Below are 20,644 nucleotides of genomic sequence, written 5' to 3'. Positions count from 1 at the left end.
GATGAGCAAAGATGGAATTAATAGTAAAGATTTTTTAATCGGAACTTTAATCGGGGGAATCATCGGTGCCACTACCGCTCTTTTTCTAGCGCCAAAATCAGGAAAAGAACTTCGTGACGATCTAGGCAACCAAGCTGTTGCTTTGCGTGACAAAACGGACAAAATGACGGCGGATGCGAAAGAAAAAGGCACGCAATATGTCAGCATCGCAAAAGACAAAACATCGAACATCACGCAGCTTGTGGCGGATCAGTCAGGGCAAATCATGAACAAGGTGAAAGATTTAAGAGACCGTTCCAAATCTGCAACAAGCGATTCATCAACTGAAATGCAAGAAATGAGAGAAGAAGCGATGCAAGCGGCCGGCGAAACAAAAGACCAAGTCCGTCAAACGAAAGAAGATGTAAAAGACGAACTGAAAGATGCACAAAAACAGGCTGAGCATATCAACCGCTAAGCAGGGAAGGAAGATCTTGAGTCATGGCAAAACAGCTTATTCAATCTGAAGAAGAATTTAAACGGATTGCAGAACAGGAAGACACTTTCGTCTTCTTTAAACACAGTACCACATGCCCGATCAGCCAGGCAGCATTCCATGAGTTTGATGCCTTTGCAAGTCAGCATGAGGATGTGCCGGCTTACTATCTTCAAGTACAAGCAGCTCGCCCGCTGTCAAATTTCATCGCAGAAACATACGGCATAAGGCACGAAAGCCCTCAGGTTTTCGTCATCCAAAACGGTGAAGTAAAATGGCATACCTCACATTCACAAATTACAGAAGCGGCTATCAAGCAGCATTTGTCATAGAAAAAAGCGTCCAGATTTAATCTGGCGCTTTTTTTTTTGAAAAAACCCTTGAACATTGCCCTTACATCATGTAGGATAGCAACATAGATTACTTTATCACTTAAAAGCGTTTGGGTGATAAAGAGGAGTTTTTATAAAATTTTTTGTATTTCAGTATTTCCATTTGGAATTACTTATAGTAAGATGCATGATAACTACAAAATAAAAAATGAATGTGCAGGGAAAGGATGAAAAAAATGAGCAACACAGAGTTAGAGCTTTTAAGGCAGAAAGCAGACGAATTAAATCTGCAAATTTTAAAGTTAATCAACGAACGCGGAAATGTTGTAAAAGAGATTGGTAAAGCGAAGGAAGCACAGGGTGTCAATCGATTTGACCCTGTCAGAGAACGCACAATGCTAAACAACATCATTGAAAACAATGACGGCCCGTTTGAAAATTCCACCATCCAGCACATTTTTAAAGAGATATTCAAAGCCGGTCTAGAGCTTCAGGAAGAAGACCACAGCAAAGCCCTCCTTGTCTCCCGCAAGAAAAAACCTGAAGATACAATTGTAGATATTAAAGGTGAAAAAGTCGGAGACGGCCAGCAAAGATTCATTGTCGGGCCATGTGCGGTAGAGAGCTACGAGCAGGTGGCTGAAGTGGCTGCGGCTGCGAAAAAACAAGGAATTAAGATTTTACGCGGAGGAGCCTTTAAGCCTCGTACGAGCCCTTACGATTTCCAAGGCCTTGGTGTTGAAGGCCTGCAAATTTTAAAACGTGTAGCGGACGAATTTGATCTGGCTGTGATCAGTGAAATCGTAACTCCGGCTCATATCGAAGAAGCGCTGGACTACATTGATGTCATTCAAATCGGAGCGCGCAACATGCAAAACTTCGAATTGCTGAAAGCGGCCGGCGCAGTGAAAAAACCGGTGCTTCTGAAGCGGGGGCTTGCTGCAACGATTTCTGAATTCATCAATGCCGCTGAATACATCATGTCACAAGGAAACGACCAAATCATCCTTTGTGAGCGCGGGATCAGAACATACGAAACAGCAACGAGAAACACACTGGATATTTCCGCTGTACCGATTTTGAAACAAGAAACGCATTTGCCTGTTTTTGTTGATGTTACGCATTCAACTGGCCGCCGCGACCTCTTGCTTCCGACAGCTAAAGCCGCTTTAGCGATCGGTGCAGACGGCGTAATGGCTGAGGTTCACCCTGATCCGTCAGTCGCACTTTCTGACTCTGCGCAGCAAATGGCGATTCCTGAATTCGAAAACTGGCTGAATGAACTGAAACCAATGGTGAAAGTCAACGCATAATTACAATACAAAAGGCCGCGGACGCGGCCTTTTTTTATGTTTTCTCGTTTATTTAGTTATAAAATCCAAGTATACGTTTTCATCAACTATAAAAACGTGTATAATTTCATGAGAAGTATTTAAATTTGATGAATAATGAAAAATAATGTAAACTACTGACTTACGCTTACAAAACATAAACGACATAAATTTGGACATTGTGACATTTCTCTACATAAAGTGTTTATGCTATAGATAAGGATAAGTGTATCCAGTAAAAGGAGTGGTTTTAGGATGAGCAATATTACGATCTACGACGTAGCGAGAGAAGCGAATGTAAGCATGGCAACCGTTTCCCGTGTCGTGAACGGCAACCCGAATGTAAAACCGACAACGCGGAAAAAAGTCTTGGAAGCCATTGAGCGTCTCGGCTACCGTCCAAACGCGGTGGCAAGAGGGCTGGCAAGCAAAAAAACAACAACTGTGGGTGTCATCATTCCCGATATCTCAAGCATTTTCTATTCAGAGCTTGCGCGCGGAATTGAAGATATCGCGACAATGTATAAATACAACATTATTTTGAGCAACTCCGACCAAAACATGGAGAAAGAGCTGCACCTGTTAAACACTATGCTCGGCAAACAAGTGGACGGCATCGTGTTTATGGGCGGGAACATTACGGACGAGCATGTTGCGGAATTTAAGCGTTCACCAGTGCCGATCGTACTTGCGGCTTCTGTTGAAGAGCAGGAGGAAACACCGTCAGTCGCGATCGATTACGAACAGGCGATTTATGATGCAGTGAAGCTTTTGGTTGATAAAGGACATACAGACATCGCATTCGTTTCCGGACCAATGACAGAACCAATCAACCGCTCGAAAAAACTCCAGGGCTACAAACGTGCGCTTCAAGAATCGAACCTTCCGTTTCATGAACAATTTGTCGCTGAAGGGGATTACACATACGATTCCGGGCTTGAAGCGCTGCAGCATTTGATGAGTCTGGACAACAAACCGACAGCCATTCTTTCCGCAACTGATGAAATGGCACTCGGCATTATCCATGCGGCTCAGGATCAAGGCTTATCCATTCCTGAGGATCTCGACATTATCGGCTTTGATAATACGAGATTAAGCCTCATGGTTCGCCCGCAGCTTTCAACAGTTGTTCAGCCAACATACGATATTGGCGCTGTTGCGATGAGACTGCTGACGAAGCTCATGAATAAAGAGCCGGTTGACGAGCATATTGTCGAACTGCCGCACCGCATAGAGCTAAGACAGTCAACCAAGTCATAAGAAAAACTAGAGAGCAAGCTTCACCTCTAAGGTGAATTCTTGCTTTTTTCATGGGGAGAAATGATGAAACGTTTTGATTATCTTACACCTGTTGGTTTTGTGTTAGGAACGATTATAATTGTGATCGGAATTATTTCGGGATCAGGAATAAGCGGTTTCCGCTCATTTCTTGATCTGACCTCTTTCTTCATCGTTACAGGAGGGCTCTGCGCCGCTGTCTTTATCAGCTTTCCGCCGAGAGAGCTGAGAAAAGCGCCCTCTGTGCTAAAGCAGGCATTTATCCGCCAGGAAGACAATGTGAAAGATCTCGTAAAAACCTTTGTCTCTCTTTCAGATCACGCCCGAAAACAGGGGCTTTTATCATTGGATGATCAGGCCCGGGAAATCAAGGATCCATTCCTGAAAAAAGGGCTGCTTTTAGCAATTGACGGCTGGGATGAAGAAACGATTCGGCTCGTCATGGATTCAGAGATCGCGGCAATGGAGGAGCGGCATCGCAAAGGACGGCGTGTGTTTGAAAAAGCGGGGGAATTCGCTCCGGCATGGGGAATGATCGGAACACTCGTCGGGCTCGTGCTGATGCTTAAAAACTTAAATGACCCGCACATGCTTGGACCGAATATGGCCGTTGCGCTTCTGACAACCTTATACGGTTCACTGCTGGCAAACATGGTGTTCAACCCGATTGCGGCCAAGCTCGAAGAAAAAACAGAAAGTGAAATCTTCATCAAGCAGGTCATGGTTGAAGGCATAATCGGAATCCAATCCGGAAAAAACCCTCGCAACCTTGAAAGCCAGCTTGTCGTTTTCAGCTCCCGGGAAGAATGGCGGAAGCAGCCAAATCAAGCAAAAGCAAAAAAGGGATCTGTACATGAAGCTTAGAAGGGAACGTTTTGAAAAAAGGAATGGCAGCGGAAAAAAAAGACAACCTTCATCCAGCTGGATTGTCACTTTTTCGGACCTCATCACTTTGATCCTTGTGTTCTTTATTTTACTTTTTTCCATGTCCCAAATCGATCTGCAAAAATTTAAAGCGGCCGTCCAATCGATCCAAAAGGAAGGCGGCGGGATCCAGCCAGACCAAGCGTCCATAGTAAAAAAGGACACAGACCCGGCCGATGCAAAGAAACAAAAAAATCAGCAGGACCAGCTTCTTAAGAAAGTAAATACATATATAGAAGACCACCATCTGAAGGCCCAAATGACAGCCAAACGGGATGAACGCGGTGTCGTGCTCGTTCTGCAGGAGTCTGTGCTGTTTGAATCAGGTGAGGCCAAGGTGCTGAAAAACGCTGAAGCACTTCTTCACCATATTGCCACTTTTCTGAAAACCATTCCAAATGACATTCAGGTGGAGGGGCATACAGACAGCCGAAATATTTCGACCTACCGTTATCCGTCGAACTGGGAACTCTCAGCAGCACGCGCGAGCGGAGTCATTCAATACTTCACATCAAAGGAGACACTTCCCTCAACGCGCTTTATCGCTGTTGGTTATGCGGATACAAAACCTGTAAAGGATAACAAGACAAACGAACACATGAAGGAAAACCGGCGTGTGGAAATTGTCATCAAAAAAACAAAAACGACCTCTTCGTGAAGGTCGTTTTTTACTTCATTCTTTGCTGTTGCTCAGATCGTATTGCATATAAAGTTTTGCTGACGGTTTGAGCATTTTTTTCTGTGATTTCAGGCTTGCGGGGAATCGGAGGATATAAATCGCGCGGATCGCTCCAGCTGGACGGAAGGGTGACAGGGCATTGTTTTTGCCATTTCGCGATCCATTCAGTCGGAATCTCTCGCCCTGGCTCAATTCCCTTCATTTCAAGCCATATTCTGGCCCAGGCACGGGGGACGACTCGCCATATATCATATCCGCCGCCTCCGACTGCAATCCATTTCCCTCCGCAATATTGATGCGCTAACGTGTGAGCAAGCCGGGGAATTTCTTCATAGATGCTGATGGTTGCGGATAAATGCGTTAGCGGGTCATAGTAATGGGCATCGGCACCGTTTTGGCTGATAATCACATCTGGCTGAAAATATGCGGCCACTTCAGAAGCTGCTGTCCGATACGCTTCAAGAAAAGAATCATCCTCTGTAAAAGCGTCAAGCGGGATATTAAAGGAATAGCCATATCCTTTTCCGCTGCCTTTTTCCTGGATCTGGCCGGTTCCGGGGAATAAATACCTTCCTGTTTCATGGATGGACAGCGTGCATACGCCCGGGTTATCGTAAAACGCAAATTGCACACCGTCCCCGTGGTGGGCATCGGTATCAATATAAAGCACCCTGGCTTTGTATTTTTTCTGGATATATTGGATGGCCACAGCACTGTCGTTATAAATGCAAAATCCTGAAGCTCTACCCCGAAAACCGTGATGAAGGCCTCCTCCAAGGTTGGCGGCATGCAGGGCTTGTCCTGACATCACCCAGTCTGCGGCCGTTAAGGTGCCGCCGACTAAGAGTGATGCCGCTTCGTGCATGCCGGCAAAGACAGGTGTATCTTCTGTGCCGAGCCCATAGTTTTCTCCTTCTTCTGCGGGAAGCTTGCCAGCGCCCGCAAGCTTGACCGCCTGAATGTAATCGTCTGTGTGGACAAGGGCAAGCTCGTCTTCTGACGCGAGTCTGGGACTGATAATGTCACCTTCGTCAAAGGCATTGATCGTCTTAAGCAAATCGTATGTTAACAGAACCCGCTGCTGATTAAATGGATGTTCCTGATGAAACATATAGGTTTGATACGATGGAGAATAGATAAATACACTGTCTCTCATAGCAAATCCCTTTGCTCTGACGGCCATATGACGTGGTGCCGATTTCTTTGTAATACCTGCAAAAACGGCAGCGGATTCATCATTTTTACACGGAAGACAAGCACTTTTACACCGGGATCATCATGCGGATAGACAAGCACACTTAATATTTTCACTTGCAGGTCTTGGCAAAGGCTGCTGATCTCCGTGAGGCTTTTGGTGATGTCGTTTACTTTTATTTCGATTTGCGATCCCGGCTGGTCAGCGCCTGTCAATTTGACAAACGTCCGCAGCAAATCGGTCTTTGTCAAAATGCCTACTAATTTTTGATGCTGCACCACTGGCAGACAGCCGATGCCATGTTCATAGAACACAGCAGATATTTCTTCGACAAAATCTAACGGGTGGGCGCAAACGACATCTGTTTTCATAATTGAATCTACGCTTCGCGTGAGAAATCGGCTTCGTTTGCTTTCTTCAAATATACTCGGGCTGGCCTGTTTCAAGTCTCTGTCTGTCATCATGCCGATCACATGGCGGTCGGCATCTATAACAGGCAGGTGCCTGATATGGAATTCCTTCAGTTTGCATATTGCGGTTTCAAGTGTATCGGTCTTCGTTAACGTAATGACATCCCTTTTCATGATCTGCTCAACAATCATTATTTTTTCCCCTTTGTCAGTTAATACATAAAGCGATGATAAAAACGGAGCCTATCGAATTGTTCAATTGATTCTTGGCTGACGTTTTTTCCGATGCGTGCCATCAGGCAGTTTGCGGGGTGGGAGCTGATCTCCGGCTCATCCGTGGCAAACCAGACCAATCCTCCCGCATTCATCATCTTCTCCATGAGCTTTCTGTATTCCCACACATCTTTTTTCATCCCTTTTAAATCCCAATGCCAGTAATATTCCGTCGTCATCACGATATAGTTTTCCATTTGTTCATCCATCATGCTGACAGTCAGAAGCGTCTTTCCGACAGAACATCCCCGATAGGCCGGCGCCACCTCGATGGCCCCAAGCTCTAGCAAATCCTCCATATTTCCTTCAGACCATCTTTCGAGCGGGTCGGGATATAAATACGTCACATAACCGATAATGGTTCGGCCGTCTCTGGCGATGATAATGCGTCCTTCGGGTAGGCCCGCAATGTCAACTAACGCTTCATGCTGCTCGCGGGGCGGGCGAAATGCGGTTAAATCGTTATGAAACTCGTAACCTGCCAGATCTTCTGGAGAGACAGGCCCTTCTATCAGTAAGGAGCCGGTTGCTGTTTTGATGTTTGCTGAATGGTATGTTTTATGATGTTCCACTGATCCACCGTCCCATCAATTCTTATCAAAATATGTGCCTTCTTTAAGAATAACAAATTATAAAGCGTTTTCAATATGGTTTATATTTTAAAAATTGAGAACAATATGAATATATACTATAATAAATGTGACAACTTCAGCAAAGGGGGATGTTTGGGCATGAATTTGAAAGCGTTACCAGCAACAGAGGGGGATCATCATTTAAAAAATTATGAAGAAACGTACCGGCATTTTGATTGGGCCGAGGCAGAGAAACATTTCTCCTGGCATGAGACAGGGAAACTGAATGCGGCGTATGAAGCGATTGACCGGCATGCCGAATCGTTTCGAAAAAACAAAGTAGCGCTTTATTATAAAGACGCAAATCGGGATGAAAAATACACATTTAAAGAAATGAAGGAAGAATCAAACAGAGCCGGGAATGTGCTGAAACGGTATGGAAATGTGGAAAAAGGGGACCGCGTTTTTATTTTTATGCCGAGATCACCCGAGCTTTATTTTATTATGCTTGGCGCTATCAAGATTGGTGCCATCGCAGGGCCGCTCTTTGAAGCATTTATGGAGGGGGCGGTGAAGGACCGGCTTGAAAACAGCGAGGCGAAGGTGGTTGTCACGACGCCTGAGCTGCTGGAAAGAATACCGGCTGACAAACTGCCTCACTTACAGCATATATTCGTAGTCGGCGGAGAGGCTGAAAGCGGCGCAAACGTCATCAATTACGATGAAGCAGCAAAGCAGGAGAGCCCAAGACTTGATATCGAATGGATGGACAAAAAAGACGGCTACCTGCTTCACTATACATCGGGTTCTACCGGAACGCCAAAGGGTGTGCTGCATGTCCATGAAGCGATGGTTCAGCAATATCAGACAGGGAAGTGGGTCCTTGATTTAAAGGAAGAAGACATTTACTGGTGCACAGCTGATCCGGGCTGGGTGACGGGTACAGTATACGGCATTTTCGCGCCATGGCTGAACGGAGCGACAAATGTCATCGTCGGCGGACGTTTCAGCCCGGAAAGCTGGTACGGAACGATTGAGCAGCTTGGCGTCAACGTTTGGTACAGCGCGCCGACCGCTTTTCGAATGCTGATGGGAGCGGGAGATGAGATGGCTGCGAAATATGATTTAACCTCACTTCGGCACGTGCTCAGTGTCGGTGAGCCGTTAAATCCGGAAGTGATCAGATGGGGGCATAAAGTCTTTAACAAACGAATTCATGATACGTGGTGGATGACAGAAACGGGCAGCCAGCTCATCTGCAACTATCCTTGCATGGATATCAAACCGGGTTCAATGGGTAAGCCGATTCCTGGTGTAGAGGCGGCGATCGTTGACAATCAGGGCAATGAGCTTCCACCGTACCGAATGGGCAATCTCGCCATTAAAAAGGGCTGGCCTTCCATGATGCATACCATTTGGAATAACCCTGAAAAGTATGAATCGTATTTCATGCCTGGCGGCTGGTATGTATCTGGGGATTCTGCTTACATGGATGATGAGGGGTATTTCTGGTTCCAAGGAAGAGTTGATGACGTCATTATGACCTCCGGTGAACGTGTCGGCCCATTTGAAGTGGAAAGCAAGCTTGTCGAACATCAGGCCATTGCAGAAGCAGGCGTAATCGGGAAGCCTGATCCGGTGCGGGGAGAAATCATTAAAGCCTTTATCGCACTCAGAGAAGGCTATGAGCCGTCCGATAAACTGAAAGAAGAGATCCGCCAATTTGTAAAGCAGGGTCTTGCTGCCCATGCGGCTCCGCGTGAAATTGAATTTAAAGATAAGCTGCCGAAAACCCGAAGCGGAAAGATCATGAGACGGGTGCTGAAGGCATGGGAGCTTAACCTTCCGGCCGGAGATCTGTCAACGATGGAGGATTAAAAGGCGGCGTTGACACGGGATTTTATTTATGTTAAAAATGATATAGCTTCATATGAAAAGGTAAAGATTGAGACAAGTAGAATATCCTCACGTTGCAGAGAGCTGATGGCCGGTGAAAATCAGCACAGACGGATATATCGAATACACTCATGAACCGCTTTTGCAAACAAAGCCGTCGAGGCTTTCAGTAGTGAAAGAACGGATCTGATCCGTTATCAGGCAAAGTGATAAGACGAATGTTTGGCGTTCTCTTATTAGTAGGGTGGTACCGCGATAATCAATCGTCCCTTCGTGTAAACGAAGGGGCGTTTTTTATTTTATTAAAAAAGGAGCTTTAATCTATGACAAACTTACTTGAAGACTTATCCTTCCGTGGATTGATTCAGCAAATGACGGATGAAGAAGGGTTAAATAAACAGCTGAATGAAGAAAAAATCCGCCTGTACTCAGGCTTTGATCCGACAGCAGACAGCTTGCACATCGGACACTTGCTGCCTATACTAACACTGCGCCGTTTCCAGCTTGCGGGTCATCATCCGATTGCGCTTGTGGGCGGGGCGACGGGTCTCATCGGCGATCCGAGCGGAAAAAAAGCGGAGCGTACATTAAACACTGCTGACATCGTATCCGAATGGTCACAAAGCATCAAAAACCAGCTGTCCAGATTTCTGGATTTTGACGCAACAGAAAACCCTGCTGTCATTGCGAACAACTTTGACTGGATCGGCAAAATGAATGTGATCGACTTCCTGCGTGACGTCGGCAAAAACTTCGGCATCAATTACATGCTGGCAAAAGACACGGTCAGCTCGAGAATTGAATCCGGCATTTCATACACGGAATTCAGCTACATGATTCTTCAATCGTATGATTTCTTAAATCTGTACAGAGAGAAAAACTGTAAGCTGCAAATCGGCGGGAGCGATCAGTGGGGCAATATCACAGCGGGCCTTGAACTGATCAGAAAATCAGAGGAAGAAGGGGCAAAAGCGTTTGGCCTTACCATTCCGCTTGTCACAAAAGCAGACGGCACGAAGTTTGGGAAAACGGAAGGCGGCGCGATTTGGCTTGATAAGGAAAAAACATCGCCGTATGAATTCTATCAATTCTGGATCAACACAGATGACCGTGACGTTGTCAAATACTTAAAATACTTCACGTTCCTATCAAAAGAGGAAATTGAAGCATATGCTGAGAAAACAGAAACGGCGCCTGAAAAGCGTGAAGCGCAAAAACGTCTCGCGGAAGAAGTGACAGCACTCGTTCACGGACGTGAGGCGCTGGAGCAAGCCATCAACATCTCCCAAGCATTGTTCAGCGGAAATATTAAAGAGCTTTCTGCCCAAGATGTAAAAGTCGGCTTTAAGGATGTCCCTTCCATGGAAGCTGACAGCAGCCAACAGCTTTCTCTTGTAGATGTATTGGTGCAATCTACATTATCTCCTTCTAAACGCCAAGCCCGTGAAGACATTCAAAACGGGGCTGTTTACATTAACGGCGAACGCCAGACGGAAATCAATTATCTCTTATCGGCTGCTGACCGTATCGAAGATCAATTTACGGTTCTGCGCCGCGGAAAGAAAAAGTATTTCCTTGTGACATATAAATAAAGAAAATAAGATCCTTTGCCAATATGGGGAAAGGATCTTTTTTTGGTTTATCGCATAGGAATGAAAGGAAAAGAGTATATTAGATAGGGCAAACACGACCAATCACCACCTTTTAGAAAGGAGCGCTGACCATGAATCTCATGTGTACCATTGCAAAAGAGAGGCTTCAGCGGGATTATTGGGAGCAGCAGACGCGAGATAGTGTTGGCGAACCAGAGGCAATAGAGGAAACAGACGATAAAAAAACCCCGACCGCATAGCGGAAGGGGTTTTTAAAACGATTAACGAGAGTAGAACTCAACGATAAGCGCTTCGTTAATTTCCGGAGCAAGTTCAGAACGCTCAGGAAGACGAGTGAATGTACCTTCAAGCTTTTCAGCATCGAAAGTAAGGTATTCAGGAACGAAGTTGTTCACTTCAACAGATTCTTTGATGATAGAAAGGTTTCTTGATTTTTCGCGAACACCGATTGTTTGACCAGCTTTAACTTGGTAAGACGGAATGTCAACGCGGCTTCCATCAACAAGAATGTGACCGTGGTTAACCAATTGGCGAGCTTGACGGCGAGTACGTGCTAAACCTAGCTTGTACACAACGTTATCAAGACGAGAATCTAAAAGAATCATGAAGTTTTCGCCGTGTTTACCAGCTAATTTGCCAGCTTTGTCAAATAAAGTGCGGAATTGGCGTTCGTTTACACCGTACATGTGACGAAGCTTTTGCTTTTCTTGCAATTGCAAGCCGTATTCTGATAATTTTTTACGTTGTCCTGGGCCGTGTGGGCCTGGAGCGTAAGGGCGTTTTTCTAATTCTTTTCCTGTACCGCTAAGAGAGATTCCTAGACGGCGGGACAGTTTCCAAGATGGACCTGTATAGCGAGCCATAATGTGACTCCTCCTTTGGTTTTATTTTTGTGGAAAATAAAAACCGTCTGCTCTATTCGACCATGTACATTTTGTTTTCATGTATCCTCGCTCCAGCAGCAGAGAGTTACACGATACACCTTATGGATAAGGAACAAAATGAAAACATAGAAGCTGAACAAAAAGGCTGCAATATTTCACACAAAGGTCATTATATAATTTATTTGATTTGAAGTCAACCATTCCTCCATTATTGCTTCGCCGTTTATGATATAATAAACAAAAATGAGTAGTAAACTTTTAGGTGATAAAAACATGGTAGAACAAACAAAAGAACAATTATCCGCCTTTCATTATCATATGCTGGATTTTTTATTAACAAAATCCGAAAAAGTCACTTATACAGACTCTTTCATATGGCTGACATCGGCTATTCAAACGTATTTTTCGTCTCTATGTGTTTCGCTTACGCCGGCGCCATCCGGCGGCTCTGCTTCAACACAGGCCGTTGATGAAGTGCGGTTTTCCGCTTCGAAGATAAACGCCTCATTTTATCTGATTGAGGACAACGATGGCAGGCGCTATCATCTGACATGCAGGCAGGATGCAGAGATGCCTGAAGGGCTTCCCGACCTGGTTTCATCATTTTTACACCAGTCAATGAAACAGGAAAGGCTTTATATCAAAACGATCTATCAAAAAAAGATATACAAAATGACAGAGCTGTTCCATTCACTGCTTGACCAGACAGAAGTGCTGAAGCAGCTTTTAGAAAGCTTAACGCGCACGTTTTATTTTTTTGAGTTTTCTCTTTATATATCGCACGATCAAGATCAATGTTTAGGTGTTCCTGCAAAAGAATTGTATATGGAAGGGGAAAAATCCGATTCCTTTGCGCTAAAAGTGTATTTATCCGGGGATATTTTGCGTAAAAATGAATATTCCGCTTACATTCCGATCAAAGGACAGCAGGGAACGTACGGGGTGTTGAGGGCTGAAGGGGCGTGCGGCACTTTTCTTAATGACGCCTATCTTGATGAAATGTCGCTAATCGCAAATGCGGCGGGAAAAGCGTTTGAAAACGCCCAGCTCTATGAGCAATCCAAAGCAAGCATCGCAAATTTGGAATTGATTAATGAAACGTCACGGCGCCTGAATCAGCGGCTGACACTGACCGATACGATGAATGATCTGGCTGTGAGAATGGCAGAATCGTTTCAGGCGGAGGAAGTGGGTTTCTTTCATATAGACCATTTTGAAAACCTGACATTGCTGCCCGGCAGCACAGCGTTTTTTAAAGAAGCCAAGCCATCTGATTTTTATCATGAAGTGAAAGAAAAACTATATGAAGGGGAAAAAGGGGTTTTCATCGGAAATGGCCAGTCTGTTTTCGGAAAGGCCGGCTATGGCTCACTGATGGCTGTTCCGATGATTGAGAATGACAGGCTTTTAGGCTTTGCGGTTTTATTGAAAGAGGAACTGTACGCTTTTACATTTGAAATGTACAAGCTGTTTCAAGCGTTGATTCGTCACGCAACATTGGCTGTAACCAACTCCATGCTTCGCGACCGTCTTGAGCATCTTGTCAAAACAGATCAGCTGACTGAGCTGTATTCAAGGGTGTATTTAGATGAAAAGATTCAATACAGCATGAAAATCCACCAAAAGGGTGTTTTTATCCTTGTTGATATCGATAATTTCAAGAATGTAAATGATACGTATGGTCATCAGACGGGAGACGAGATTTTAATTCAAGTTGCTTCGGTGATGAAAAACAACATCCGAAAGCATGATGTCGGCGCCCGCTGGGGAGGCGAGGAGCTGGCGATTTACTTGCCGAATGTGACCGTTGCGACGGGAAAACGGATTACGGAGAGGCTGGTTTATGCGGTCAGAAAAAACACGAAACCCGAGGTGACCATTTCATGCGGGATTTCCTGCTGGACGGCAGAAACGAGAAAGTCCCTGAAAGAGCTTGTGCATGAGGCTGATGAAGCGCTCTACAGCGCGAAACGAAACGGGAAAAACCGTTTGATGATACACGAATCAATCAAATAATAAAAAGCCCAAAACAATAGCAGTTTTGGGCTTTTTATATTACTGCGCTAACGCTTTTTCAAGCGTTTCGGCAAATTTTGATAAATACATTTCATCAATTTCGTCGAAACGGTTTTTTACTGGGCTGTCGATGTCTAAGACGCCGACAACTTTTCCGCCTACATGAATGGGAAGCACGATTTCTGATTGAGACGCCGCATCGCATGCGATATGTCCCGGAAACGCGTTTACATCCTCAACACGCTCCACTTTTCCGTTTGCATATGCTGTGCCGCAAACGCCTCTGCCGAAAGGAATCCGAACACATGCCGGCAGACCTTGGAACGGTCCTAATACAAGCTGTCCATCCTCTTCTTTGGCAAAATAGAAGCCTGCCCAGTTGACTTCAGGCAGCGAATGATAAAGAAGCGCTGAGGCATTTGCATAGTTTGCAATTGGATCTGTTTCGTCTTCGGTCATGGCTTCGAGCTGTTTGAGCAGAAGCTGATAGTCTTTTTCTTTATCTCCAGATTGTTTTTCGACATGAAACATGGAAAACCCTCACTTTTTCTATAATATAAAACAAAGTTCCGGCTTTTCTGCCGGCATTTGTCGATAAGTTCTTACAGGAACAGCGCCCTTCTGCTTGAATTGTATCAAGAGGAAGGAGTGAGCCGAATGAAAGTAAGCACCAAAGACAAAATTATTGAATCTGCTGTCAAGCTCTTTAACCAAAAAGGATTTTCTGGCACGTCTGTACGTGAAATCGCCAAGTCAGCTGATGTAAATGTTGCGCACATCTCCTACTATTTTAAAGGCAAAGGAGGTTTGATGGAACACCTAGTTTCAGAGTTTTACGAAGGCTACAGCCAAACGCTTGAAACAGCGGCGGGAAATATCTCTTCTCAAAGCACGCAAGAACAGCTTCTTCAATTGGTTTTCGATATTTTATCCTATCAGCATACTCATCGTCAATTAACTCGTTTTGTCTACCGGGAAGTCACAATTGATTCCACGTTAATCAGGGAAATTATGTCGACATATTTAATGAAGGAAAAGTATATCTTCCAGCTGATTATTGAGGAAGGAGAAAAACAGAGTGAACATTTAACCCTGCCGCTGCCTCATTTTATTCTCCAATTAAAATCTCTCTTGATGATGCCTTATCTCCAGCCTCAATATATTTCAGAAGTGCTCTACATGCAGCCGCACGAGCCGTACTTTTATAAAATGTATTTTGAAGAAATCAAGATTTGGATCAGAAGCGTCTTCCGGACAGGAGACGTGGCGCTTATCAATTAGCCTGCTTCACAAACGTCTCATAAGCGTATCCGACATCTCCCGCTTGATGGGCATCAGACCCGAACACAAGCGGGATCTTTTTTTGCTTCGCTTCATTTATCATCCAATCCTCGATATAAATGCCGCCTGCATACGTTTTTCGTAAGCCGGAAGTATTGAAGTCGAGCTCCATTCCGTTTTCTCCAATGGCATTCAGGCACTGAGAAACGAGTCCGCGAATCTGTTTAGACATGCTGTATGGAAACAGCTTGATGAATTTTTGGACGAGTGTGATGTGACCGACTCTTTTTGGCTTATAGCTGCCAAGAGATGCTACAATGGAAGAATAGATGCTGCGGTAATACTTCTCGTATACAGCTTCAATGCTTCCGCAGGCTGAAATCAGCTCTTTAAAGGTATGTTCATCATAATCAAGGCACAGATAGGAAGAACCTGCGCGCAAAAAATGAACGGATAAAATGCTGTCATCTAAATATGGACCGTATGTGTCCAGTAATAATGTGATTTCATCTTCAAATGCGGCAATATAATCGACCTCAAGCCCCGTCTGTATATGAATCTGTCCGCGATATTCTTTTTTTAATAAAGAAATGTCCTCGATATAGCGTTCCAAAGAAGCGTGCGCCATCGCGCTGTCTTTCAGCGGCGTCGGATCAGCAAAAGAGGGCGGCAATGGGGCGTGTTCTGTAAAAGTAATCGATTGAAAGCCTTTTTTTAAGGCTTCTTCTGCATATTGTCTGAGTGTGTCGTTTGAGCCGTGAGGGCAAAATGGTGTGTGAATATGCCCGTCTCGCTTTTGCATTGGCGTCACCCCCGTGAAAAAATAGTCAAATCCTGCCGATTTCGCATAAAAAGTTTTTGATTTCTGGTCAAAAAATGTTGGTTACATGGTATCATAATAACAATGAAAACGACAGTTTTTCTCAATACATATCCTGAAATCTTTCTGAATAAATAAAACACCCTGACAGATTAAGGTTAACAGCAAGGGGGCTCATTATGGAGTTTGTCATTGGATTATTAATTGTACTGCTTGCCCTGTTTGCGGCGGGCTACTTTTTCAGGAAAAAAATCTACGCCGAAATCGACCGGCTGGAATCGTGGAAGATTGAAATTCTAAACCGGTCGATTGTGGAAGAAATGTCCAAAATTAAACATTTAAAAATGACGGGTCAGACAGAAGAGTTCTTTGAAAAGTGGCGTGAAGAATGGGATGAGATTGTCACAGCCCACATGCCGAAAGTGGAAGAGCTCCTTTATGATGCCGAGGAAAATGCAGACAAATACCGGTTTAAAAAGGCCAATCAAGTGCTCGTTCATATCGACGACTTGCTGACGGCGGCGGAATCGAATATTGAAAAGATTCTGCGGGAAATCAGCGACCTTGTCACAAGTGAGGAAAAGAGCCGCGAAGAGATTGAACAGGTGAGAGAGCGTTATTCAAAATCGCGGAAAAACCTGCTGGCATACAGCCATCTTTACGGGGAGCTTTATGACAGCCTTGAAAAGGATCTTGACGAGATTTGGAGCGGAATCAAACAATATGAAGAAGAAACAGAAGGCGGAAACTATATTACTGCACGAAAAGTTCTGCTTGAGCAGGACCGCAATCTTGAACGGCTTCAGTCATATATAGATGACGTGCCTAAGCTGCTGGCTGACTGCAAGCAGACGGTGCCCGGCCAGATTGCAAAGCTCAAGGACGGTTATCGCGAAATGAAGGAGAAAGGCTATAAGCTTGAGCATATCCAGCTTGATAAGGAGTTAGAAAGTCTGTCAAATCAGTTGAAACGGGCGGAACATGTCTTGTTGACTGAGCTGGATATTGATGAAGCGTCCGCAATTCTGCAGCTCATTGACGAAAATATTCAATCTGTTTATCAGCAGCTGGAGGGTGAAGTTGAAGCCGGCCAATCTGTGCTAAGCAAAATGCCTGAATTGATCATTGCTTATGACAAGCTGAAAGAAGAGGAAGGGCAGACCAAGGCGGAAACTGAGCTGGTGAAGGAAAGCTACAGACTGACAGCTGGCGAGCTCGGCAAACAGCAGGCTTTTGAAAAACGCCTTGAGGAAATTGGCAAGCTGCTCTCATCCGTTAAAGATAAGCTCGATGCAGAGCATGTCGCCTACTCGCTTATAGTAGAAGAAGTTGCTTCAATAGAGAAGCAGATTGAAGAAGTGAAAAAAGAGCATGCTGAATACCGTGAAAAGCTGCAAGCGCTGAGAAAAGAGGAGCTTCAGGCGAGAGAGACGCTCAGCAATTTGAAGAAAACAATTTCTGAGACAGCAAGATTGCTGAAGACAAGCAATATTCCAGGCATTCCGAGTCATCTTCAAGAGATGCTGGAAAACGCGTATCATCACATTCAAGAAACAGTCAGCCAACTAAACGAACTTCCATTAAATATGGAAGAAGCCGGAGCCCATTTGAAGCAAGCGGAAGATATGGTCAACAGGGCAAGCCGGGAATCGGAGGAACTTGTCGAGCAGGTGATCCTCATTGAAAAGATCATTCAGTTCGGAAACCGGTTCAGAAGCCAGAATCATATTTTATCTGAACAGCTGAAAGAAGCGGAAAGACGTTTTTATGAATTTGATTACAATGAAGCGTATGAAATTGCAGCAGCCGCAGTTGAAAAAGCTTCTCCCGGTGCTGTTCAAAAAATAGAATCACAAAAGAAAAAAGAGCATCAATATCAATAAAGTGTATATCAAAGGCCGAAGCAGAAGTGCTCGGCCTTTGATATGTATACAATATAAAAAAAGCCTTTTTGGATGTGCATCCAAAAAGGCTTTTCTTTACTAGTTGTTATCGGCTGGTTTTTTATTTGAACCAATAAGTGAAATCAGATAACCGGCAATGCCTCCAATGATAGCAGGAAGGACCCAGCCGAATCCTAGACTGTAAAGCGGCAGCGATTTACCGAGAACTTTATTTAGAGAACCGAGCGGAATGCTCGCGGCATTCAGGCCGTCGATAATACTAAAAATACCAGTGGCGATTAAGCAAAGAATATATACTTCACGTCTGCCATTAAATGATTTTTCAATAAACGAAAGCAAAATGATAACAATTGCTAATGGATAAATAGCTGATAAAATAGGAACTGAGAATAAAATGATATTTGACAGCCCAAAGTTAGAAATAATAAAACTGAACACAGTGACAATCGTTACAACAGCTTTATAAGATAAAGAAGGAACCAGCTTTGAGAAGTAATTTCCGCATGAAGAGACAAGGCCGATACTTGTTGTCAAACACGCGAATAGGATTGCGACACCTAAAATGATATTTCCCAAAGACCCGAACAGATGCTGTGATGATGCGGATAAAATTTTGCTGCCCGCACCAAGCAGTCCGATAGATTCTGTGCTTGTTGCTCCTAAATAGGCGAGTGAAACGTAAACAAGGCCGAGTCCTGCTGCTGCAACAAGTCCCGCTTTAATACATACGGAAGCAACTGATTTGCGATTGGTGATGCCTCTGTCCTTAACGGCATTGACAACGACAATTCCGAACACAATAGAAGCAAGTGCATCCATTGTTTTATAGCCTTCTAAAAATCCTTTAAACACTGATCCGGAAGCATACGCTTCATGAGGCGACTGAATGTCTCCCATTGGTGTCACGATGCTTTTAATGACTAAAATAGCAATAACAGCAAGCAAAATAGGTGTTAACACCTTACCGATCCGGTCAACAAGCTTTGTAGGATTTAAAGCCAGGTAGTACGTAACAGCAAAGAAAGCGAGCGTAAACAGCAGAAGTGTGAGCCATGCCGGCATGCCGTCTACAAAAGGTACAGCCGCAATTTCATAAGAGACAGTGCCTGTTCGCGGAATCGCAAACAGCGGTCCGATTGTTAAATAAAGAACGACTGTAAAAATAGTTCCAAAGACGGGGTGTGCTTTATCAGCAAGGCCCTTGGCATCCGTACCTGTTAATGCTACAGCCACAACGCCTAAAAGCGGCAGGCCGACACCCGTCACGAGAAACCCTGTCATCGCTTTCCAAACATGTTCACCGGCCGCTTGTCCAAGTTCCGGCGGAAATATCATATTTCCTGCGCCAAAGAACAAAGCGAAAAGCATAAGCCCGATGGCGATCGTTTCCTTGGCTGAGAGTGATGATTTCATAACGTATAAATCCTCCTAATTTCCCTATGGTAGAATATTCTGTCAATTAATTGTCAGATAATATGACGAAAGTAACAAATCTAATTATAGGTGAATGTATGAAGAAGTCAATAGTAATTTTATTTACTTTTTCAGCACTAATTTGTTATGGTAACATATAAAATTAGTTTTGTATCGCTTTCATATTAAAGGAGTAAAAAGATGTTATATTTAGACAATAGTTCAACGACTAAACCTTACGATGAAGTCTTGGACACATATGAACAAACAAGCAGACGATACTTTGGGAATCCTTCATCTTTGCACCGGTATGGAGCTGAAACGGAACAGCTGCTTCAGGCAGCTAAACATCAGATAAAAAGAGCCTTAGGCCTAAAGAATTATGATATTGTCTTTGCGTCAGGCGCTACAGAAGCTAATAACTTGGCTTTAAAAGGAGCCGCTTTGTCAAAAATAAAAGCAGGCAAGCATATCATTGCCACTTCGATCGAGCATCCATCTGTTACGGAATCATTAGAACAGCTGACAGAGTTATTCGGATTTGACGTCACTTATCTTTCAGTGAACGAAGACGGATTTGTCTCAATTGAAGAACTGAAACAAGCCATACGCCCCGATACAGTGCTTGTCAGCATGATGCATGTGAACAATGAAGTCGGTTCCGTACAGCCGATTGAAGAAGCGGGTGAAGTGCTGAAAGAGCACCCGAACATTTTGTTTCACGTCGATTTTGTGCAGGGCATTTATAAAGTGCCATTGGCCATTGAAAAGGCCGGCATTGATCTTTGTTCGATTTCCGGGCATAAATTTCACGGCCTAAAAGGGACAGGCGCGCTTATCGTAAAAGAAGGAACACGCTTGATTCCGTTGATCACAGGGGGCTCCCAGCAAAAAGGCATACGGGCCGGAACGGAGCATATTGCGGGCGCGGTTTCGCTTGCCAAAGCCATTAATCTTGCCGCTGCTGATTTTGAAACACGCCTTGACACGATGGCAGCCGCAAAGGAATTGTTTATGATAAAGCTGAGTGAAACCGAAGGCGTTGTGGTCAACACGCCACAAATAAATAGTGCGCCGCACATTATTAATTTCTCTGTTCCGGGGATTAAAGCAGAGGTGCTTTTGCACATGCTTGAAGAACAGGATATATTCGTCTCAACCACTTCGGCCTGCTCGGCAAAAGAGCATAAGCCCAGCAAGGTTCTCCTGCAGATGGGCAAGGGAGAGCAAATTGCCGGAAGCAGCATCAGAATCAGCTTAAACTACAGCCAGACAAGCGATGTGGCAGAACCGTTTATGAGCGCGCTCCGTCCTGGCATCAAAAAATTAAAGAAAATGATGAGGTAGA

20 protein-coding genes and 1 other annotated feature are annotated in these 20,644 nt (G+C 44.4%); of the genes, 13 read left to right on the top strand and 7 right to left on the bottom strand.

Features of this window, described 5'->3' with window-relative positions:
• The first annotated feature begins 1 nt into the window (after position 1).
• From M1D98_RS14075 to motS, 6 genes are all read left to right on the top strand, one after another.
• A complete protein-coding gene (locus tag M1D98_RS14075) occupies positions 2-457 on the top strand; it encodes a YtxH domain-containing protein (RefSeq protein ID WP_010329587.1) in 456 nt (151 codons plus the stop codon).
• A 23-nt stretch (positions 458-480) separates the two neighbouring features.
• Entirely contained in the window at positions 481-807 is a 327-nt protein-coding gene (ytxJ, locus tag M1D98_RS14070) for a bacillithiol system redox-active protein YtxJ (RefSeq protein ID WP_039074775.1), read from the top strand.
• A 236-nt stretch (positions 808-1,043) separates the two neighbouring features.
• Positions 1,044-2,120, top strand: a complete 1,077-nt coding sequence (locus tag M1D98_RS14065) for a bifunctional 3-deoxy-7-phosphoheptulonate synthase/chorismate mutase (RefSeq protein WP_010329590.1) — start codon at positions 1,044-1,046, stop codon at positions 2,118-2,120.
• A gap of 273 nt (positions 2,121-2,393) precedes the next feature.
• On the top strand, positions 2,394-3,398 hold the full coding sequence (ccpA, locus tag M1D98_RS14060; RefSeq protein ID WP_010329591.1) for a catabolite control protein A: 1,005 nt from the start codon (positions 2,394-2,396) through the stop codon (positions 3,396-3,398).
• A gap of 63 nt (positions 3,399-3,461) precedes the next feature.
• Entirely contained in the window at positions 3,462-4,280 is an 819-nt protein-coding gene (gene motP / locus M1D98_RS14055) for a flagellar motor protein MotP (protein ID WP_010329592.1), read from the top strand.
• Positions 4,270-4,998: a flagellar motor protein MotS gene (motS, locus tag M1D98_RS14050; RefSeq protein WP_456279659.1), complete on the top strand. Its 729-nt coding sequence runs from the start codon at positions 4,270-4,272 to the stop codon at positions 4,996-4,998. The genes motP and motS overlap by 11 nt, the downstream gene beginning before the upstream one ends.
• Before the next feature lie 10 nt (positions 4,999-5,008).
• Here the strand turns inward: motS and M1D98_RS14045 are convergent, their stop codons facing one another.
• Genes M1D98_RS14045 through acuA form a run of 3 tightly spaced genes read right to left on the bottom strand, consistent with a single transcriptional unit; the run spans position 5,009 to position 7,469 of the window.
• The gene (locus M1D98_RS14045) at positions 5,009-6,175 is read right to left on the bottom strand and encodes an acetoin utilization protein AcuC (protein ID WP_121643086.1); all 1,167 of its coding nucleotides are present in this window, start codon (positions 6,173-6,175) and stop codon (positions 5,009-5,011) included.
• Positions 6,172-6,816, bottom strand: a complete 645-nt coding sequence (locus M1D98_RS14040; protein WP_268559192.1) for an acetoin utilization AcuB family protein — start codon at positions 6,814-6,816, stop codon at positions 6,172-6,174. The genes M1D98_RS14045 and M1D98_RS14040 overlap by 4 nt, the downstream gene beginning before the upstream one ends.
• Before the next feature lie 20 nt (positions 6,817-6,836).
• Positions 6,837-7,469 (bottom strand): acetoin utilization protein acetyltransferase AcuA, encoded by a 633-nt coding sequence (gene acuA, locus M1D98_RS14035; RefSeq protein WP_064816660.1) that lies wholly within the window; start codon positions 7,467-7,469, stop codon positions 6,837-6,839.
• A 159-nt stretch (positions 7,470-7,628) separates the two neighbouring features.
• On the opposite strand from acuA, the gene acsA reads away from it, so the two are divergent.
• The 3 genes from acsA (at position 7,629) to sr7p (ending at position 11,217) form a co-directional block, all read left to right on the top strand.
• A complete protein-coding gene (gene acsA / locus M1D98_RS14030; RefSeq protein ID WP_010329597.1) occupies positions 7,629-9,347 on the top strand; it encodes an acetate--CoA ligase in 1,719 nt (572 codons plus the stop codon).
• A 54-nt stretch (positions 9,348-9,401) separates the two neighbouring features.
• Positions 9,402-9,639 (top strand) — a binding site (T-box leader).
• Positions 9,640-9,688: 49 nt separating this feature from the next.
• Positions 9,689-10,957, top strand: coding sequence for a tyrosine--tRNA ligase (gene tyrS / locus M1D98_RS14025; RefSeq protein WP_010329598.1), 1,269 nt, complete (start codon positions 9,689-9,691; stop codon positions 10,955-10,957).
• A 131-nt stretch (positions 10,958-11,088) separates the two neighbouring features.
• Complete coding sequence (gene sr7p, locus M1D98_RS14020; protein ID WP_010329599.1) at positions 11,089-11,217, top strand: small protein SR7P; 129 nt, start codon at positions 11,089-11,091, stop codon at positions 11,215-11,217.
• Between the two features lie 21 nt (positions 11,218-11,238).
• On the opposite strand, the gene rpsD is transcribed toward sr7p, so the two are convergent.
• Positions 11,239-11,841 (bottom strand): 30S ribosomal protein S4, encoded by a 603-nt coding sequence (rpsD, locus tag M1D98_RS14015; RefSeq protein ID WP_010329649.1) that lies wholly within the window; start codon positions 11,839-11,841, stop codon positions 11,239-11,241.
• A 294-nt stretch (positions 11,842-12,135) separates the two neighbouring features.
• Between rpsD and M1D98_RS14010 the strand changes: the two genes are divergently transcribed.
• Positions 12,136-13,878 (top strand): diguanylate cyclase domain-containing protein, encoded by a 1,743-nt coding sequence (locus M1D98_RS14010; RefSeq protein ID WP_456279658.1) that lies wholly within the window; start codon positions 12,136-12,138, stop codon positions 13,876-13,878.
• 39 nt (positions 13,879-13,917) lie between these two features.
• On the opposite strand, the gene M1D98_RS14005 is transcribed toward M1D98_RS14010, so the two are convergent.
• Positions 13,918-14,409: a GAF domain-containing protein gene (locus M1D98_RS14005; protein ID WP_010329651.1), complete on the bottom strand. Its 492-nt coding sequence runs from the start codon at positions 14,407-14,409 to the stop codon at positions 13,918-13,920.
• 126 nt (positions 14,410-14,535) lie between these two features.
• On the opposite strand from M1D98_RS14005, the gene refZ reads away from it, so the two are divergent.
• A complete protein-coding gene (refZ, locus tag M1D98_RS14000) occupies positions 14,536-15,159 on the top strand; it encodes a transcriptional regulator RefZ (protein ID WP_010329652.1) in 624 nt (207 codons plus the stop codon).
• Here the strand turns inward: refZ and hisJ are convergent.
• Positions 15,152-15,961: a histidinol-phosphatase HisJ gene (hisJ, locus tag M1D98_RS13995; RefSeq protein WP_010329653.1), complete on the bottom strand. Its 810-nt coding sequence runs from the start codon at positions 15,959-15,961 to the stop codon at positions 15,152-15,154. The two genes, refZ and hisJ, sit on opposite strands and share 8 nt — an antisense overlap.
• 197 nt (positions 15,962-16,158) lie before the next feature.
• Between hisJ and ezrA the strand changes: the two genes are divergently transcribed.
• Positions 16,159-17,862 carry a septation ring formation regulator EzrA gene (ezrA, locus tag M1D98_RS13990; RefSeq protein WP_121643083.1) on the top strand — a complete coding sequence of 568 codons (1,704 nt, stop codon included), beginning with the start codon at positions 16,159-16,161 and terminating at the stop codon, positions 17,860-17,862.
• A 99-nt stretch (positions 17,863-17,961) separates the two neighbouring features.
• On the opposite strand, the gene brnQ is transcribed toward ezrA, so the two are convergent.
• Positions 17,962-19,296 carry a branched-chain amino acid transport system II carrier protein gene (gene brnQ / locus M1D98_RS13985; RefSeq protein ID WP_456279657.1) on the bottom strand — a complete coding sequence of 445 codons (1,335 nt, stop codon included), beginning with the start codon at positions 19,294-19,296 and terminating at the stop codon, positions 17,962-17,964.
• Between the two features lie 201 nt (positions 19,297-19,497).
• Between brnQ and M1D98_RS13980 the strand changes: the two genes are divergently transcribed.
• Positions 19,498-20,643, top strand: coding sequence for a cysteine desulfurase family protein (locus M1D98_RS13980; RefSeq protein WP_456279656.1), 1,146 nt, complete (start codon positions 19,498-19,500; stop codon positions 20,641-20,643).
• The last annotated feature ends 1 nt before the right edge of the window (position 20,644 follow it).

This window comes from Bacillus sp. K7 (assembly GCF_053903245.1).
This window is presented reverse-complemented; position numbering and strand designations above follow the sequence as displayed.